Origin of the sequence: Candidatus Methylomirabilis sp., from assembly GCA_036000645.1 — a bacterium.
Taxonomy (GTDB): domain Bacteria; phylum Methylomirabilota; class Methylomirabilia; order Methylomirabilales; family JACPAU01; genus JACPAU01.
The window spans coordinates 13,051-30,036 of record DASYVA010000137.1 but is presented as its reverse complement, the minus strand read 5'-3'; the positions used below and the strand labels follow the sequence as shown (position 1 = coordinate 30,036).

General features: G+C 70.4%; 16 protein-coding genes. 11 read left to right on the top strand and 5 right to left on the bottom strand.

What is annotated here, in order from left to right:
- The 9 genes from VGT06_07835 to VGT06_07795 form a co-directional block, all read left to right on the top strand.
- Positions 1–1,380 (top strand): thiamine pyrophosphate-dependent enzyme (locus tag VGT06_07835; GenBank protein ID HEV8663031.1); only part of this gene is annotated, 1,380 nt, incomplete at its 5' end.
- A 24-nt stretch (positions 1,381–1,404) separates the two neighbouring features.
- Complete coding sequence (locus tag VGT06_07830) at positions 1,405–2,505, top strand: carbon-nitrogen hydrolase family protein (protein ID HEV8663030.1); 1,101 nt, start codon at positions 1,405–1,407, stop codon at positions 2,503–2,505.
- A gap of 202 nt (positions 2,506–2,707) precedes the next feature.
- On the top strand, positions 2,708–5,494 hold the full coding sequence (gene ileS, locus VGT06_07825) for an isoleucine--tRNA ligase (protein ID HEV8663029.1): 2,787 nt from the start codon (positions 2,708–2,710) through the stop codon (positions 5,492–5,494).
- A 16-nt stretch (positions 5,495–5,510) separates the two neighbouring features.
- Positions 5,511–6,002, top strand: coding sequence for a signal peptidase II (gene lspA, locus VGT06_07820; protein HEV8663028.1), 492 nt, complete (start codon positions 5,511–5,513; stop codon positions 6,000–6,002).
- A complete protein-coding gene (locus VGT06_07815; protein ID HEV8663027.1) occupies positions 5,974–6,933 on the top strand; it encodes an RluA family pseudouridine synthase in 960 nt (319 codons plus the stop codon). The genes lspA and VGT06_07815 overlap by 29 nt, the downstream gene beginning before the upstream one ends.
- On the top strand, positions 6,933–8,480 hold the full coding sequence (locus tag VGT06_07810) for a SulP family inorganic anion transporter (protein HEV8663026.1): 1,548 nt from the start codon (positions 6,933–6,935) through the stop codon (positions 8,478–8,480). The genes VGT06_07815 and VGT06_07810 overlap by 1 nt, the downstream gene beginning before the upstream one ends.
- Entirely contained in the window at positions 8,480–8,836 is a 357-nt protein-coding gene (locus VGT06_07805) for a cytochrome c (protein ID HEV8663025.1), read from the top strand. Before VGT06_07810 ends, VGT06_07805 begins: the two co-directional genes overlap by 1 nt.
- 10 nt (positions 8,837–8,846) lie before the next feature.
- Positions 8,847–9,737 (top strand): hypothetical protein, encoded by an 891-nt coding sequence (locus VGT06_07800; protein HEV8663024.1) that lies wholly within the window; start codon positions 8,847–8,849, stop codon positions 9,735–9,737.
- Positions 9,734–10,435 (top strand): hypothetical protein, encoded by a 702-nt coding sequence (locus VGT06_07795; protein HEV8663023.1) that lies wholly within the window; start codon positions 9,734–9,736, stop codon positions 10,433–10,435. The genes VGT06_07800 and VGT06_07795 overlap by 4 nt, the downstream gene beginning before the upstream one ends.
- Here the strand turns inward: VGT06_07795 and VGT06_07790 are convergent.
- On the bottom strand, positions 10,404–10,820 hold the full coding sequence (locus VGT06_07790; protein ID HEV8663022.1) for a PilZ domain-containing protein: 417 nt from the start codon (positions 10,818–10,820) through the stop codon (positions 10,404–10,406). The two genes, VGT06_07795 and VGT06_07790, sit on opposite strands and share 32 nt — an antisense overlap.
- Before the next feature lie 141 nt (positions 10,821–10,961).
- On the opposite strand from VGT06_07790, the gene VGT06_07785 reads away from it, so the two are divergent.
- Complete coding sequence (locus VGT06_07785) at positions 10,962–11,516, top strand: hypothetical protein (GenBank protein HEV8663021.1); 555 nt, start codon at positions 10,962–10,964, stop codon at positions 11,514–11,516.
- Between the two features lie 53 nt (positions 11,517–11,569).
- Here VGT06_07785 and VGT06_07780 read toward each other — a convergent pair whose 3' ends face one another.
- Entirely contained in the window at positions 11,570–12,472 is a 903-nt protein-coding gene (locus VGT06_07780; GenBank protein ID HEV8663020.1) for a DMT family transporter, read from the bottom strand.
- A 35-nt stretch (positions 12,473–12,507) separates the two neighbouring features.
- On the opposite strand from VGT06_07780, the gene VGT06_07775 reads away from it, so the two are divergent.
- Positions 12,508–13,329 (top strand): methyltransferase domain-containing protein, encoded by an 822-nt coding sequence (locus VGT06_07775; protein HEV8663019.1) that lies wholly within the window; start codon positions 12,508–12,510, stop codon positions 13,327–13,329.
- A 169-nt stretch (positions 13,330–13,498) separates the two neighbouring features.
- Here VGT06_07775 and VGT06_07770 read toward each other — a convergent pair whose 3' ends face one another.
- From VGT06_07770 to uvrB, 3 genes are read right to left on the bottom strand one after another with little or no spacing between them, the layout of a single operon-like run.
- Positions 13,499–14,578 carry a tartrate dehydrogenase gene (locus VGT06_07770; GenBank protein ID HEV8663018.1) on the bottom strand — a complete coding sequence of 360 codons (1,080 nt, stop codon included), beginning with the start codon at positions 14,576–14,578 and terminating at the stop codon, positions 13,499–13,501.
- 23 nt (positions 14,579–14,601) lie between these two features.
- Entirely contained in the window at positions 14,602–14,931 is a 330-nt protein-coding gene (locus tag VGT06_07765; protein ID HEV8663017.1) for a hypothetical protein, read from the bottom strand.
- A 27-nt stretch (positions 14,932–14,958) separates the two neighbouring features.
- Positions 14,959–16,962 carry an excinuclease ABC subunit UvrB gene (uvrB, locus tag VGT06_07760; GenBank protein ID HEV8663016.1) on the bottom strand — a complete coding sequence of 668 codons (2,004 nt, stop codon included), beginning with the start codon at positions 16,960–16,962 and terminating at the stop codon, positions 14,959–14,961.
- Between the last annotated feature and the right edge of the window lie 24 nt (positions 16,963–16,986).

Sequence of the window (16,986 nt, the reverse complement as noted above, 5' to 3'; positions counted from 1 at the left end):
CTCCAGGATGTCTCCGTGTACGGCATGAATATCGTGCCCCAGCTCCAGGCGGAGCTGGGGGAGGGGTGCGTGGTCATCGACAACATCAATACGCTCGAAGCCCGGCTGCGCCAGGCGCAGGAAGTGCTGAACGCCTCCCGGCCCGTGGCCATTGCCTACCATCCGGACGTCCTGTCGAAGTCGGTCGAGGTCGATGTCCCGAAACTGGAGCCCGCGCGGCAGGTGAACAAGGCCGATCTCGAGGAGTTCCTCGCCAAGTTTCCCCGGGTCGCCGCGAAGCGGCGGGTGATTATTTACGTCGGGGAGGAGGCGGCCCGCTGCGAGAAGATCCAGGCACTGACGACGCAACTCTCGGAGTTGCTCCAGGCGCCCACCGTCTGGTCCGTGAACGGGGCGAATGCCGTCTCCCCGGAGAACCGGTACGGGTTCGGCCACATCCTCTTCGGGGGGAATGATCGCGCCTTCGAGCTGTGGCAGAACATGACCCAGGAGGACGTTCTGATCACGCTCGGCTTCGACGCGGGCGAGTATTCCATCAACCTCGGGAAGATCCCGGCCCGGTTCACCTGGCATTTCACCAATCTGAAGGAGGCCTACGGGCACAAGAACGGGGAGTTCAAGCACCGGGTCGCCGGGGAGTACCAGCAGGTGCGGGGGGACATCGGCCTCGCCCTGTCGGAGCTGATCCCGCGCCTGCGGGCGGCGGGGGTCGGGGAGCGGCCGCCGGTCGCCCTCCCGGCGAGCCTGAACACCCGGGAGGTCTCCCGGGACGTCAAGCGGGGCTGCGTGGACTTCATGGCCTTCTACGAGAAGATCCAGCAGTACTGGCAGCCGGGCAGCATCGGGTTCGACGACGTGTGCGTGGCCTACAAGGACCGCCAGTACGTGACCCAGCGGCCGCATCCCGCCATCCGGTTCCATACGATGCACCACGGCTCGGCCATGGGCGGCGCCTTCGGCCTCGGGGTCGGGGCGAAGATCGCCGACCCGAGCCTGCATACCTTCGTCTTCTCGGGGGATGGGTGCTGGCGGCTGTTCGGGGGCGCCCTCGCCGATGCGGCAACCCTCGATCTGCGGCTGTTCATCATCAACAATGGCACCTACGGGATCGTGGACAAGGGCCTGGAGATCGTCATCCCGGAATTCGAGAAGAAGCTCTATCACTCGAAGCTGCCGCCGATCGACTTCGTGGCGGCGGCGAAGGCCCACGGCTGGGACGGGTATGTGTTGAAGCCGGATCTGAGCAACCTGAAGGACATCATGGACGCCTGCTACACCCAGACGGGGCAGTCGATGCTGGTCGACGTGCCGATGGATACGGATCAGGTGGTCGGGTTGAATCCGCGGCTGCTGAACCTGACGGTGAAAACGTACCTCTAGGCGCGCGGGGGCAGGACGCCGGCCGTGGGGAAGACGCTGCTACGGGTGGGGGCGGCACAGGTCGCCCCCGTTTTTTTTGACCGGGCCGGGACTCTCAAGAAGACCTGCAAGTGGATCGCGAGGGCCGGGGAGGAACGGCTCGACCTCGTCGTCTTCCCCGAGACCTACTTCGCCGCCTACCCCTACTGGCGGGGAGCGGTCTCCGTTCGCCGCTCGACGGAGCTCATCGTCCGGATGCAGGACTGCGCCATCCGGATCCCGGGGGAGGAGACGGAGGCGCTCTGCGAGGAGGCCCGCCGGGCGAGCGTCAACTGCGTCATCGGCTGCAACGAGCTGGACGATCGGCCCGGGAGCCTGACCCTCTATAACTCCCTGCTCTTCATCGCGCGGGACGGCCGGCTGCTGGGCCGCCATCGAAAGCTCATGCCCACCCACTCGGAGCGCGTCTATTGGGGGATGGGGGACGGGAGCGACATCCGGGTCTTCCCCATGGACATCGGCACCGTGGGGGGGCTCATCTGCTACGAGCATCACATGACGCTGCTCCGGGCGGCCATGGCGATCAAGGGGGAGGAGATCCACTGTGCCGTCTGGCCCGGCTGGTGGCGGATGGAGAAGCACCTGGGGGGGAAGAGCGCGGGGCCGGGCTCGCGGGACTGCGACATCGAGCCGGCGATCCGGGAATACGCCATCGAGAACTCGGTCTTCGTGATCTCCTCCTCCGGGTACCTCCCCCCGAACGCCATCCCCGACGACCTCCAGGATGTCCTGAAGTACAACCTGGCCGTCGGCGGCTCCTGCATCGTGAACCCCTCGGGCCTCTTCGTCCGGGAGCCGGTCTTCGAGCAGGAGACGCTGGTGGAGGCGACGATTGACCTGGAGGAGCGGCGCCTGGCCAAAGCCTACTTCGACGCGGTGGGGCACTATGCCCGGTGGGACCTCTTTTCCCTCCACGTCCGGGAGGAGGCCTGGACCCCGGCCGGTCCCCGCCCCGCCCCCCCGCCCGGCCGCGCCGAGCCCCCGGCCGAGGCCCTCCTCGAGGAGCTGGCCGACCGCTACGAGCTTGATCTCCCGCGCCTCAAAGCTCTCCTCGCCGAGCTTGCCCGCCGCCTCCCCGAGGCCTAGTGTGATTCCAACGAATTGCGCCTAACGCCCACGCGACGGTGGGCGTGCCACGAAGTCAGGCGATGTGAGTTGGCCCGGCACTAGCCGCCCTTTTGCCCTTGACGGCCTTCCCTCCCCCCGGTAGTGTACGGTCCCACGAGCGGCAGAAAGGCGCCCTCATCCGCGCGGATGGGGGTTTTTCTTCTGGCGCGGCGGAGCGCCAATGGCGACCGACTACAAGGCCACGCTGAACCTCCCCGAGACCGCCTTCCCGATGAAGGCCAACCTCCCCGTCCGGGAGCCCCAGATCCTGGCCGAGTGGGAGCGGAGCGGCCTCTACAAGCGGCTCCGGGAGCGCCGCCGCGGCCAGCCCCTCTGGATCCTCCACGACGGCCCCCCCTACGCCAACGGCCACATCCACATGGGCCACGCCCTCAATAAAATCTTGAAGGACATCGTGGTCAAGTCGAAGACCATGGCCGGCTACGACGCCGTCTACGTCCCCGGCTGGGACTGCCACGGCCTTCCCATCGAGCACCAGGTGGACAAGGAGCTCGGGCCGCGGGCCCGGGCCGTGGGGACGGCCGAGAAGCGGCGCCTCTGCCGGGCCTACGCGGAGAAGTACATCGACATCCAGCGGCAGGAATTCAAGCGCCTCGGGGTCCTGGGGGACTGGGAGAACCCGTACACCACGATGTCCTACGACTATGAGGCGACGATCGTCCGGGAGCTGGGGCGCTTCGTCGGGGCGGGGAGCCTCTACAAAGGCCTGAAGCCGGTCCACTGGTGCTCCACGTGCGTGACCGCCCTGGCCGAGGCGGAGGTGGAGTACGAGGACCACGTCTCCCCGTCGATCTACGTGAAGTTCCCGGTGAAGAATCCCAGGGGGAACTTCGCGGTGGATCAGCGACGCGGGACACATTTCGCCATCTGGACGACGACCCCCTGGACGCTGCCCGCGAATCTGGCGATCGCCGTACACCCGCGGCTGCTGTACGCTCTCGTGCAGACCCCCGCGGGCGAGCTGATCCTCGCCCAGGAGCTGGTGCGCCGGTGCATGCAGGAGTTCGGGTTCCGGGAGGGCGAATACACGGTCACGCCGACCGTCTGGCCCGGCGCGGAGCTGGAGGGCATCACGTGCCAGCATCCGTGGATCGAGCGAGAGGTGCCGATCGTCCTCGGGGAGTACGTGACCCTGGACCAGGGGACCGGCGTGGTCCACACGGCCCCGGGGCACGGGGCCGAGGACTACGAGACCGGCATCAAGTACGGTCTGAAGATCTACAACCCCGTTGATGACCAGGGGCGGTTCGACCGTGACGTTGACCTCTTCGGGGGAATGAGCGTCTGGGAGGCCAACCCGCAGATCATCGCCGAGCTGCGCCGGCGGGACAGACTCCTCGCCGCCGGAGAGATCCGGCACACCTACCCCCACTGCTGGCGGTGCAAGAACCCCACCCTCTTCCGCGCGACCGAGCAGTGGTTCATCTCCATGGAGGTCGGAGACCTGCGCGGCAAGTCCCTCGAGGCCATCCGCCAGGTGCGCTGGATCCCCCCGTGGGGGGAGGAGCGGATCAGGAACATGATCGCCCACCGGACCGATTGGTGCATCTCCCGCCAGCGGGCCTGGGGGGTCCCGATCACGGCCTTCTACTGCACGGCCGGCCGGCACCTCTTGGTGAGGCAGGATCTCATGGAGCGGGTAAGCGAGGTGGTGGCCCGGGAGGGAGCCGATGTCTGGTTCGAGCGGCCGGCGGAGGCCTTCCTGCCTCCCGGGACGACCTGTCCGCAATGCGGGGGGACCACCTTCGAGAAGGAGTACGACATCCTCGATGTCTGGTTCGAATCCGGGGTGAGCTGGGCCGCCGTCCTCAAAACGCGGCCGGACCTGCGCTGGCCCGCGGAGATGTACCTGGAGGGGAGCGACCAGCACCGCGGCTGGTTCCACTCCTCGCTCCTCACGGCCGTGGGGACGGCCGGGCGCGCCCCCTACCGGGAAGTCCTTACCCACGGCTTCGTGGTGGACGGCGCCGGGCGGAAGATGTCCAAGTCCCTCGGGAACGTCATCGCGCCCCAGGAGATCATGGAGAAGTACGGGGCCGAGATCCTGCGCCTCTGGGTCGCCGCCGAGGATTACCGGGATGACCTCCGGCTCTCGGACGAGATCCTGAGCCGCCTCGCCGAGGGATACCGGCGGATCCGGAACACCTGCCGCTATCTCCTGGGGAACCTGAAGGACTTCGATCCCCGGACCGACCTGCTCCCCCCTGCGGACCTGCAGGAGATCGACCGGTTCATCCTCCACCGGCTGGCCCGCCTCACGGAACGCCTGCTCCGGGCCTACGAGGGCTACGAGTTCCACGTCTTCTACCACAGCCTCCACAACTTTTGCGCGGTGGACCTCTCGGCCTTCTACCTCGACGTCCTGAAGGACCGGCTCTACACGTCGGGGAGGACCTCCCGGGCGCGCCGGGCCGCGCAGACCGCCCTGTACCACCTGCTCACCGGGCTCGTCCGCCTCATGGCGCCGGTCCTCTCCTTCACGGCGGACGAGGTCTGGGCCGCCTTGCCGAAGGCCGGGGGGGGGTCCGAGTCGGTCCATCTGGAGAGCTTCCCGGCCGTCGAGGGGGGCTGGCTGGACGAGGCTCTGGGGGAGCGGTGGGACCGCCTCCTCCGTGTCCGCGACCAGGTGCTGAAGGCGCTGGAGGAGGTCCGGCAGGCGAAGTTGATCGGCAACTCGCTGGAGGCCGACGTGGACCTCCACGCTGGGAGCACCCTCTGTGACTTCCTGCGCCCCTCCGCGGCGGAGCTCCCCACCCTCTTCATCGTTTCGTCGGTGACCCTGCACCTGGACCCCGACGTGCCGGAGGACACGCTCACGGTCCGGGTGAGCCGGACGCGGGGCGTGAAGTGCGAGCGCTGCTGGACCTACCGGGAGACCGTGGGACAGGACGGCAGGCATCCCACCCTCTGCGACCGGTGCGTCGCGGTCCTGGCGGGACGCGCCTGAGGAAGGCGGCCTCCTTGTGTGGTTTTACGGGCTCGCCGCTCTTGTGGTCATCCTGGATCAGGCCACGAAGCTCCTCATCCAGCGGACCTTCCGTCTGGGGGAGAGCCTGCCGGTCGTTCCGGGCCTCTTCAACCTCACCTACGTCCTGAACCCGGGCGCCGCCTTCGGCTTCCTGGCGGGGGCGGCGGCCGCCTTCCGCGGACCCTTCTTCATTGCCGTCTCGGTCCTGGCCATCGCGATCATCTGCTACTACTACGCCCGGCATGCCCGGGGGCGTCTCCTCCCTGTAGTCGGGCTTGCCCTCATCCTGGGGGGGGCCGTGGGGAACCTCATCGACCGTCTCCGGGTCGGGATGGTGATCGACTTCCTGGACTTCTACCTGGGGAAGTACCACTGGCCTGCCTTCAACGTGGCCGACAGCGGGATCACGGTGGGAGTGGGTCTCCTCCTCGTGGACATGCTCCGGGAGCGGCGGGGGAATGGTCAGGAGGCAACCGGCTCGCCCTGAGGAGGGACACGTCCGGACGTTCCGGGTCCCGGCGGAGGCCGCGGGAACGCGGCTGGACCGGTACCTGGCAGGGTCGAGCGGCCTGACGCGCGCCCGCATCCAGGCCCTGATCGCCGGGGGACATGTCCAGGTGGGAGGAGCGGCCCGGAGGGCCAGCGCGGTTCTCCGGGGCGGGGAGCAGATCACCCTCACCCTGCCCCCACCCGAGCCGAGCGATCTCACGCCCGAGCCGATCCCGCTCCAGGTCCTCTACGAGGACGCCGACCTGCTCGTCATCAACAAGCCGGCGGGGCTCGTCACGCACCCGGCGGCTGCCCACCGGGCCGGGACGATCGTGAACGCGCTCCTGCACCGCTGCCCCGACCTCCGCGGGATCGGGGGCGTCGAGCGGCCCGGGCTCGTCCACCGCCTGGACAAGGACACGTCGGGCTGCCTCCTCGTGGCGAAGACCGAAGCCGCCCACGAGGGGCTCAGCCGTCAGTTCCGGGCCAGGCAGGTTCGCAAGACCTACCTGGCCCTCGTCCGCGGGAGCCTCGGGCAACGGAGCGGACGGATCACGGCTCCGATCGGCCGGGATCTCCGGGACCGGAAGAAGATGGGGGTGCGGACGGCGCGGGGACGGGAGGCGGCCACGGCCTACCGGGTCCTGCGGGCTCTGCCCGGCGCCACGCTCCTCGAGGTCACCCTGGAGACCGGCCGAACCCACCAGATCCGGGTCCACCTGGCGCACCTGGGCCACCCGGTGGTCGGCGACGCGCTCTATGGGGGGCGGCCGGAGCGGCGGGCGCGCGAGGGGGGTGCGGGGCCGGTGGCGTCCCGGCAGCTCCTCCACGCCTGGCGCATCGCCTTCACCCATCCCCGGACGGGGGCCCCCGTGACGGTGGAGGCCCCTCTGCCGCCCGACCTGCGCCCCTACCTGGAGGGGGCCTGATGCATCGCCAGTGGCTCCGGGACGTCCTGGCCGGGGTCACGGTCGCCCTGGTCAGCCTCCCGGCCTCGCTGGCCTTCGGCGTGGCCTCGGGGGCCGGCGCCGCGGCCGGCATCTACTCTGCCGTCGTCGGGGGCGCGCTGGCCGGCATCTTCGGCGGCGCCCCGCTCCAGATCAGCACCCCCACCGCCGTCGGGGCGGTCATCTTCGCCGAGGTGGGCTCCCGCCACGGCCTGGAGGTCACCTTCCTGGCCGCCATCCTCGGGGGCCTCTTCCAGATCCTGTTCGGCCTCCTCCGGTTCGGCAACCTGATCCGCTACATCCCCTACTCGGTCATCGCCGGCTACACGAGCGGCCTCGCCATTCTGATCTCCTGGCAGCAGCTCCGGCTCATCGGCAAGTCTCCCGCGAGCCTGGCCATGGCCGGGGCCACCGTCCTGCTCCTCTTCGGTCTCCGGCGCCTCACCCGGATCCTGCCGGAGTCCCTCGTCGGCGTCCTCCTGATGACGGCTGCCACGGCCCTCCTGGATCTCCCGGTCCCCCTGATCGGGGAAATCCCCGCGACCTTCCCCACCCCGCACCTGCCCTCCGTGACCCTCGAGGACCTGCGGGCGATGATCGGTCCCGGGCTCAGCGTAGCGCTCCTCGGGAGCATCACCACCCTCCTCTCCGCCATCGTCGCCGACGGGATGGTCCCCGGGCGACGGCACGACAGCAACCGGGAGCTGCTCGGCCAGGGGATCGCCAATGCCCTCTGCCCCCTGTTCGGGGCCATGCCCTGCGCCGGCTCTCTCACCCGGACCGCGGTGAACATCAAGAGCGGGGCGGTGAGCCGGCTGGCCGGCCTGGTGAACTGCGCCGGCCTGCTCCTGGTTGTCCTGGCCCTGGGGCCCTGGGTCTCCCGCATCCCCCTCCCCGCCTTGAGCGGCGTCCTGTTCAAGATCTGCCTGGACATCGCGGGCCCCGAGGAGGTGCGGACCCTCCTCCACCTGCCCCGGGCGGAGTTGGCCGTGGCGCTCCTCACCACCGGGGCCATGGTCTTCTCCGACCTCCTGGTGGCGGTCGGCCTGGGGCTGCTCCTCTCCGCCGCCCTGTTCATCCGGCGCGCCAGCCACCTCGAGATCACCAGCCATCCGCTGGAGGAGGAGCAGGGCGGGGACCTCCAGGAGTACCCGCGGGCCATCGCGGTCTATGACCTGGAGGGCCCCCTCTTCTTCGGGGCCGCGGTCCCGTTCGCCCAGGCCATCGAGGAGAGCGGCCAGGTGGAGATCCTGATCCTGCGCATGAAGCGGGTTCCATTTCTGGATGCCAGCGGCGCGGCCGCCCTCCGGGCCCTCAACCGGCGCCTCCGGCGGGAGAAGCGCCACCTCCTGATCAGCGGCCTCAATCCCGAAGGGCAGCGGATCCTCCAGGCGATGGGCATCACCGAGGAGATCGGTCCGGACCACTTCTTCGACCACCTCTTCCAGGCGCTGGCGTTCGCCAAGGCCCACATCGCCGCCTCCCGGTTCCACCTGGGGCGGATCCGCCGGGGAAAGACGGCGGCATGATGACCCGGATCACCCAGGGCGTGGCGATCCTGGTCCTGGTCGGGATGACCGCCGTGCTCCTGTGGCGCGCCTCCCGGGCCTCCCGCCTCTCCGAGGGGCCGCCCCCGGCCGGGGCCTCCGCCCTGGTTGCCCGGATTCAGCACGGGGAGCAGGTGTACAATGTCCACTGCCGCTCCTGCCACGGGGTGGAGGGGGTGGGCGGATTCGGCCCGAGTCTGGCGGGGCTGGAGCGGAAGTTCGCCGACGAGGTGATCCTGGACCGCATCCGTTTCGGCGCGGCACGGATGCCCGGCTTCGACGCCCACCTCAGCCCGGAGGAGCTGGGCGATCTGTTGGCCTACGTGAAGAGCCTTTAGAGGAAGCGGGATGGGCGGGATTCACCGAGGTCTCTTCCTGCGGGGGGTGGAGCCGACCGCGGTGTCCGAGGCGCTGGCCTTGGGCCTGGCGCCGGCAGGGTGGACGCCCGTCGCGGAGGCCCCGCCGTACGATTTCGTCTCGGTGGAGGTCGCCGGAGAGGAGTACCGGCGCTTCTTCCTGGGACCTGCCCTCGAGGGGTGGGTGGGGCTCTACGACCAGGATCACCCCGGGACGGAGCGGCTCGGCGCCGCCCTGAGCGCCGCCCTCGACTGCGTGGCCTGCTACCTCTGGAGCCACCATGGGGACTTCTGGGGCTACGCCGCCTTCCGGAAGGGGGAGGTCCTCGACGCGTTCTCTTCCAGCCTGGGTCCCGTGCCGGAGTTCGCCCCCGCCCCCCTCGAGGAGACGGCCCGCCTCTGGGGCCGTCCGGCCGCCCTCGCCCCCCTCCTGCGTGATCCCGGCTCGACCGAAGCGCTCGAGCGATGCCTGCGCGAGTCCATCTACCCTCCCGCCCTCCTGGGAGGCCGCCGCGTCGCGCTCCTTGAGCCGCCCCCGGGCCTGGGGGAGGCTGTGGTGGCCGCCCGCCTCGCGGCCTGGGAAGGGTTGCTGATCGCCCGGGAGGAGGAGGCCGATCTCCTCGTGGTCCGGACGCCGGGCGGGGCGGACTTCACGACGAAGCCGGTGCGGATCGACCCGGCGGTCTTCGCCCGCATCCTGAGGGACCCGGCCTCCGGGCCTCCCGCGGGGGACGTGGCGCCGTTCGCCCGGCTGGTCGGTCTCACGAATGTCGAGACCTCATACGAGTACCTGGCGCGGGGGCTCTGGGAGGGCATCCGGGGGCGGGAGGCGTTCCGGCACCTCTTTTTCCGCTACCGCCGGCCGGAGGAGGGAGGGGCGTGAAGGGGAAGGGGACCGAAGATTTTGAGGCCGTGAAGGGGGCACGGCGCGCGGTGGGCGAGCGGGGGCCCTGGGTGACCTACCTGGCTTGCCCGGAGGGGCCGGTCCGGATTCCCCTGGAGCCGGCCCTGCTTGCCGGCCTCGACCCCCGGGCGCACCGGAAGCCCAACGGCGACCCCCTCTTCTGGGACTTCTTCATCCAGACCCCCGACGGCTACCGCTTGGAGGTTCTGAAGCAGGGGACGGCCGAGGGGTCGGTCCGGCCGGTCTTCTGGGCGTGCATCGGAGCCGAGGGCGCTGTGGAGCTGGCCCGGCCGGTGGGCTCCCGCATCTTCACCCCCGGCCGCGTCGCCCTCGGCAGTCACGGGCTCGCTCTGGAGGCGATGGGCTTCTTCACATTCTGCGCCTGGCTCTACCGGCAGGTGGGCTACGCGGGCGGGTGCCGGGCCGGTCTCGCGACGGACCGGGTGGCGGGGCTTCTGCTGGATCCTCACCCGGATGGAGAGGTGGGCGAGGCGGCGATCCCAGCCGACACCCTGCTCCACGAGGGGCGCTGCGGCCCCGCCGAGCTGGCCGCAGGCGGGCCCTCCCTGGTGTGCGCGTTCCTGGATGATCTCTACCGGCAGGCCGCAGGCGTGCCCTGCCCGCACTTTCTGGCGGAGGGAAGCCTCAGGCAGGGGGGACGGGGGGCTCCATCATGAGGAGGGTGACGGTGGCGCTTCCGCGGGTCCCGCCCCCCGGCCGGGCGGCGGCGATGAGCTCCTCCAGCGCGGCGAGCGTCTCCGAGGGGGCGTTGAGGAACTCCAGGCCGGTCTGGTAGATGAGGACGGACTCCTTGCCTCGGGCTTCCCGTCGGCTCAGGTGCGAGCGAACCACCCGGCAGGTGACCAGGATCTCCCCCTGACCGAAGGGGAGCATGAGCTGGGACATGCTCCCGGGCCGGACCATGGAGGAGTGCTCGACGAGAGCGCCACCCAGGCTGAGGTTCACAAGGGTCGCCTCGTAGGAGGCGACGATCTTCCCCTCCACCTTCCCCAGGACGGTGAAGCGGGGGAACCGCCGCTTGATGGGATACTCGTCCTGCACTCTGCCCTCCTGGGGCGACCGGGCAGCGACACGATACCGCCACGCGGTCGGGCGGTCAAAGGGTTTTTGCCTTCTCGCGCGCGTTGACCCTCCGGGCGGCCGGTGCTAGCATCGAGTGGGTTTTCCCGCAGAGGGGGCGGGATGCGGGACTGGTGGCGGAGTATCCGGCGGGAGTTGAACGCCCTGGTCGCGATGAAGGCGGTCGGGGAGAGCGACCACCGCCTCACCTTGGCCTCCGGCGGGCTCCTGGGCACGGCCGCGTTCTTCGGGGCGGCGGCCTGGAGCCTCGGCTTCTTCCTCTGGTTCCGGCGGGAGCTCCTGTCGGGCCATCCCCTCCTCTGGACCCTCGGCCTGGCGGGGCTGGTGGCCGGGGTCCTGCTCCTGCGCCTGGCGGGAGAGACCACCATCGTCGTCATCGATCGGCGCTCCCAGGCGGTCACGCTCGACCGGCGCTATCTCTACCTGCTTCCTTCTCGCCGCGTCATCCCCTTCGATCGGATTGCCCAAGTGCTGATCCGGCCGGCCGGCGGCCTCTGCGCCGTCCGGATGGTGGACGGGCGCGAGGAGCCCCTCTGCCAGGTGCGCGAAGGCGAGGAGCGCCCCCTGGCCCTCCGCCTCCGGGCGTTCCTGGGAAAGCCCATCCTCCTGCAGGTCCCCTCGGGGCGGGGGGAGGCGTGGGAGGAGCTGGTCGCCTGAAGGCTGCCCGCCCGGGCCCACGAGTCCCGCCCCCCCTCCGCGTCTGACCGTCCTCAGCGCCGTCCTCGGCCCCCCTCACGACGTCCCGGGCTTCGGAGGAGCAGGGCGGCCGCCAGGATGGAGAGGCCGCCGAGCCCCTGGGGAGCCGTAAGCGGCTCCGCGAGGATGAGGGCCGCCAGCAGGACGGTGACGACGGGCTCGACCGTGCTCAGGATCGCTGCGCGGGCCGCCCCGATCCGCTCGACGCCGGCCAGGAAGGCCTGGATCGCGACCACCGTCGAGCCGAAGGCAATGATCACGATGGCCGCCCACCCGACCGGGGCGACGCCCGGGCGGAACTGGCCGGTCAGGATCGTCCAGGCGCCGACGATGAGGCCCGCCGAGGTGATCACGATGGCGCTGGCGAGGGCAGGCGGCACGCCCCCCATCACCCGGCTGCCCGCCACCACGTAGACGGAGTAGATGGCCGCCGAGGCGAGGGCGAGCGCGACCCCACGCGGGGAAAGCGGACCGCTCCCCACCCCCAGGGTGAGGGCGGACCCCAGCAGCGCGAGCGCGAGGGCGAGGAGGATGCGCCGACTCAGCGGCTCCCAGCGCAACGCCGCCGCCTGCAGGGCCACGAGGGCGGGGTACGTATAAAGGAGGAGGGCCGCCGTGGCCGCCGGGATGTGCTCGAGGGCGCCGAAGAACGTGACGGAATTCCCGACGAAGCAGGCCCCCATCGCCGCCAGGGCCGCCACGGTCCGGGGCGGGAGGGGCCGGAGCCGCCGGCGCAGGAAGAGCCAGCTCCAGAGGCAGACCGCGGCGAGGGCGAAGCGGGTCGCCAGGACCGTCGCCACGTTCGCCCCGGCGGCGTAGGCGACTTTCGCCAGGACCGACATGGCGCCGTAGCCGACCGCCGAGCAGAGGACGAGGGCAACCCCACTCCGGGCGCCGCCCCGCCCTACGTCCTCCACGGCAGGCGGTCCGGGGGGGAGAGGGAACGACGGGAATGGTCAGCACCGGTTCCCACAGAGCGTCCCGTCCCCGCCGCGGGGCAGGCCGGAAGTCCACGGGGGGCCTGCTGCATCCGGCCTACACGGCCTTTGCCCGCATCTATGACCGCTGGTGCGCGGACCTGGACCCGCCCCGCTGGGGGCGGTACAACGTCGCGCTGGCCCGCCGGCACGGCTTTACCGCCGGGCGGGTCCTGGACCTCGGGTGCGGCACCGGCCTGAGCACGCGGCCCTGGGCGGGCATCGCCGAGACGGTGACCGGGGTAGACCGCTCGCCCACGATGCTCCGCCTGGCGCGGCGCCTGGGAGGGGGCGCGCACAGGATCCGGTACCTGCGGGCCGATATCACCACTCCCGGGCTGCTGCGGGGGGAGACCTTCGGGGTTGTCCTGGCCACCTTCGACGTCGTCAACTACCAGACGCGGGAGCAGAGCCTCCTCCGCCTCTTCCGGAACGCCCGCCGGCTCCTGGAGCCCGCGGGCTGCTTCATCTTCGACGCGGTCACACAGCATGCCTACCGCCGCCTCCTGAACGGCATCCCCGTCTTCCAGCGCGTGCCGGGCGGGGCCGTCCTCCTGGAGGGGCGCTACCGGGAGCGCTCCGCCTCCTGGCGCGGCAGCGTCACGATCCTCCTGGCAGGGCGGGATGGCCACTACCGGGCGCTGGTCGAGCGGCATCACCAGCGCCATTACACCCCTGCCCGGCTGCGCGCGGTCCTCCGGGCCGCCGGTTTCGCGCGCTGCCATTTCTACGCCACCCTCCTGTTCCGGCCTCCGGGGCCGCGGACCGAGAGGGTGACCGTGGTGGCCCTGCCCTAGTGCCGGGCCAACTGACGTCGCCTCACATCGTTCTCGGTCGTCGGCGGTCCTCAACGTACCAACTGCGTACGCCTCCGGCCGCCTCCTCCCTCGGGCCTCGTGATGCTCGTCATTTGGCCCGGCACCCCCGTGTGAGCGTGAGCCATAGCTCCAATTCGTTGGAGTCCCGCTAGGCCCGGGCTGCGCGCCGGAGATGCCGCACGACCGCTCCTCCCACCTCCGCCGTGGAGGCCCGTCCCCCCAGGTCGGCCGGCAGGGCCTTCCCCTCCACCAGAAGGGCCACTGCCGCCCGCCGGATCCGCCGCGCCGCGCGCCGCTCCCCGAGGAAGTCGAGCATCATCTCCGCGGCCAAGATGGCGGCCAGGGGGTTGGCGATCCCCTTCCCGGCGATGTCCGGCGCGGACCCGTGGACCGGCTCGAACATGGAGGGCAGCGCCCGGCTCGGGTTGATATTGGCGCTGGGGGCCAGCCCCATGCTGCCCACGATGGCGGCGGAGATGTCGGTCAGGATGTCCCCGAACTGGTTGGAGGCGACCACCACGTCGAAGCGCTCCGGCGCCCGGACGAAGTTCATGCACGCCGCATCCACCAGCATGGACTCGGCCTCCACGTCCGAAAACTTCCGGGCCACCGCCCAGAAGACCTCGTCCCAGAAGACCATGCTGTACTGTTGGACGTTCGACTTGGTGACGGAGGTGAGGCGCCGGCGCTTGCGGCGCCGGGCGAGGGCGAACGCGTAGCGGATGATCCGCTCGATCCCCAGCCGGGTGAAGATGGAGGTCTGCACGGCTACCTCCTTCGGCGTCCCCCGGTACAGGCGCCCCCCCGTTCCCGCGTACTCCCCCTCCGTGTTCTCCCGGACGACGATGAAGTCGATCGCCCCCGGGGCCTTCCCGGCCAGGGGAGAGCGGACCCCCGGCAGGAGGAGGGCGGGGCGGACGCAAGCGTACTGGTCCAGGCCCTTCCGGAGGCTCAGCAGGGCGTGCTGGGCGATGACGTCGGGCACGTTCGCCGGATCCCCGATGGCCCCCAGGTAGATCGCGTCGAAGCGGGCCAGGACCGTGAGACAGTCGGTCGGCATCACCGCGCCGTGCTTCCGGTACCAGTCGCAGCTCCAGCCGAAGCGGGTGAGGTGGAGGCGAAGCCCCGGCTCCAGGCGCTCGAGGGCGCGGAGCACCTTCACGCCCTCCGCGATCACCTCCTTCCCGATCCCGTCCCCCGGGATGACCGCAATCCGATGCGTCGCCATGGGATCCTCTCCGGGCGGGCGGACTAGGGAAGCGTGCGCTTCTCCAGGCGGACCCGCAGAGTATAGACCAGGTATCCGAACCCCAGGAACAGGGAAAGGGCGAGGAGGAAGGCCCGCGTCTCCACGAGGGCGAGCCCCCCCAGGCCGATGAGGCAGGCGGCCATCAGGAGGTAGCCGGCCGCCCGCATGGTGCACCCGAGGCGGCCTCCCCCGGGGCCGGCGGGCCAATCGCTGAAGAAGACCAGGGCGGCGGCCAGGAGGAAGGCGGCGGCCAGGGTGAGGGCCAGGGCGAAGAGGGGGAGGGTGCTGAGCCAGGCGAGGAGGGTCCCCACGACGGGCGGCGGCGCGGGCACGGGCAGGCTCCGGGCGTGCGGGGGGCCTCAGGCGGGGTCGAGGATCCCCAGGCGGCGGCGCTCCAGGAGGCGGATCCGGTCCCGGAGCTCGGCGGCCCGCTCGAACTCCAGCCGCTTCGCCGCCGCCTTCATCTCCTTCTCCAGGGCAGCGATGAGCCCGGGCAGGTTCTCCCGGGGGACGTAGGCGTCGGCCGCCGGGTCGTGCTCCTTGGGCACCGTGTAGTAGTCCCGCTCGTAGATGCTGCCCAGGATGTCCTGGATCCCTTTCGTGATGCTCTCGGGGGTGATGCCGTGCTCCCGGTTGTAGGCGGTCTGCAGGGCCCGGCGCCGCTCCGTCTCGGCCATCGCCTCGCGCATGGAGCCGGTGGTGGCGTCGGCGTAGAGAAGGACCCGTCCCTCCACGTTCCGCGCGGCCCGCCCCGCCGTCTGGATGAGCGACCCGCTCGACCGCAGGAAGCCCTCCTTGTCGGCATCGAGGATCGCCACCAGCGAGACCTCGGGAATGTCCAGGCCCTCCCGGAGCAGGTTGATCCCCACCAGGACATCGAACTTGCCGAGGCGCAGGTCCCGGATGATCTCGTTCCGCTCCAGGGTGTCGATGTCCGAGTGGAGGTACCGGACCCGGATCCCGGCTTCGGCCAGGTAGTCGGTCAGGTCCTCCGCCATCCGCTTGGTGAGGGTCGTGACCAGGACCCGCTGGTCGGCGGCGGCCCGCTCCCGGATCTCGTGCATCAGATCGTCGATCTGCCCCTTGATGGGCCGGACACCGATGGGGGGGTCGATCAGGCCGGTCGGCCGGATGATCTGCTCCACCACCTTTCCCTGCACCTTCTGCAGCTCGTAGGGGCCGGGAGTGGCCGAGACGTAGATCACCTGGCTGACCGCCCGCTCGAACTCGACGAAGTTTAGGGGCCGGTTGTCCAGGGCGGAGGGGAGCCGGAACCCGTACTCCACCAGGGTCTCCTTGCGGGACCGGTCCCCGTGGTACATCCCCCGGACCTGCGGGACCGTCTGGTGCGACTCGTCAATGATGACCAGGGCGTCCCGGGGCAGGTAGTCCATCAGGGTCGGCGGGGGCTCCCCCGCGTTCCGGCCCGTGAGGTGGCGGGAGTAGTTCTCGATCCCCTTGCAGGACCCGAGCTCTTGCATCATCTCCAGGTCGAAGTGAGTCCGCTGGCCGAGGCGCTGCGCCTCCAGGAGCTTCCCCTGCCGCTCGAACCAGGCCACCCGCTCCTTCAGCTCCTCCAGGATCGCGGTGCTCGCCCGCTGCCGGTGCTCCTCCGGGGTAACGTAGTGGTTGGCCGGGTAGATGGGGATCTGCCGCAGGCGCTCCCGCCGGTCCCCCGTGAGGGGATCGATCTCCCAGAGAGCCTCCACCGTGTCGCCCCACAGCTCGGCCCGGACGGCGGTATCGGCGTAGGCCGGGAAGATCTCCACCGTATCCCCCCGCACCCGGAAGGTCCCCCGCTTGAAGTCCAGATCGTTGCGGGTGTACTGGATCTCCACGAGCTTCCGGAGCATCTCGTCCCGCTGGCAGAAGCCTGCCTCCTCCAGGAAGACCATCATGCCGGAGTAGGCCTCGGGGGAGCCGAGCCCGTAGATGCAGGAGACGGAGGCGATGATGATGACATCGCGCCGCTCCAGGAGCGAGCGGGTGGCCGAGTGGCGGAGCTTGTCGATGTGCGTGTTGATCAGGGCGTCCTTCTCGATGTAGGTGTCGGTCTTGGGGATGTAGGCCTCCGGCTGGTAGTAGTCGTAGTAGGAGACGAAGAACTCGACCGCGTTCTCGGGGAAGAACCCCCGGAACTCGTTGAAGAGCTGGGCGGCGAGCGTCTTGTTGTGGGCGATGAGGAGCGTGGGACGCTCCACGTTGGCGATGACGTTCGCCATGGTGAAGGTCTTCCCCGACCCGGTCACCCCCAGGAGGACCTGGTGTTTCTCCCCCCCCAGGATCCCCTCCGTGAGGCGCTCGATGGCCCGGGGCTGGTCCCCCTTCGGCTGGTATTCGCAGACGAGTTTGAAGCGGCTCATGGCTGTCGGAGCGGGCAAGAACCC

What these genes read in the sequence shown, in the direction of transcription:
- VGT06_07770 (HEV8663018.1), bottom strand. Translation starts at nt 14,578, where the DNA reads ATGGCGACGCATCGGATTGCGGTCATCCCGGGGGACGGGATCGGGAAG.
- VGT06_07805 (HEV8663025.1), top strand. Translation starts at nt 8,480, where the DNA reads ATGACCCGGATCACCCAGGGCGTGGCGATCCTGGTCCTGGTCGGGATG.
- uvrB (HEV8663016.1), bottom strand. Translation starts at nt 16,962, where the DNA reads ATGAGCCGCTTCAAACTCGTCTGCGAATACCAGCCGAAGGGGGACCAG.
- VGT06_07785 (HEV8663021.1), top strand. Translation starts at nt 10,962, where the DNA reads ATGCGGGACTGGTGGCGGAGTATCCGGCGGGAGTTGAACGCCCTGGTC.
- VGT06_07815 (HEV8663027.1), top strand. Translation starts at nt 5,974, where the DNA reads ATGGTCAGGAGGCAACCGGCTCGCCCTGAGGAGGGACACGTCCGGACG.
- VGT06_07800 (HEV8663024.1), top strand. Translation starts at nt 8,847, where the DNA reads ATGGGCGGGATTCACCGAGGTCTCTTCCTGCGGGGGGTGGAGCCGACC.
- VGT06_07775 (HEV8663019.1), top strand. Translation starts at nt 12,508, where the DNA reads ATGGTCAGCACCGGTTCCCACAGAGCGTCCCGTCCCCGCCGCGGGGCA.
- VGT06_07810 (HEV8663026.1), top strand. Translation starts at nt 6,933, where the DNA reads ATGCATCGCCAGTGGCTCCGGGACGTCCTGGCCGGGGTCACGGTCGCC.
- ileS (HEV8663029.1), top strand. Translation starts at nt 2,708, where the DNA reads ATGGCGACCGACTACAAGGCCACGCTGAACCTCCCCGAGACCGCCTTC.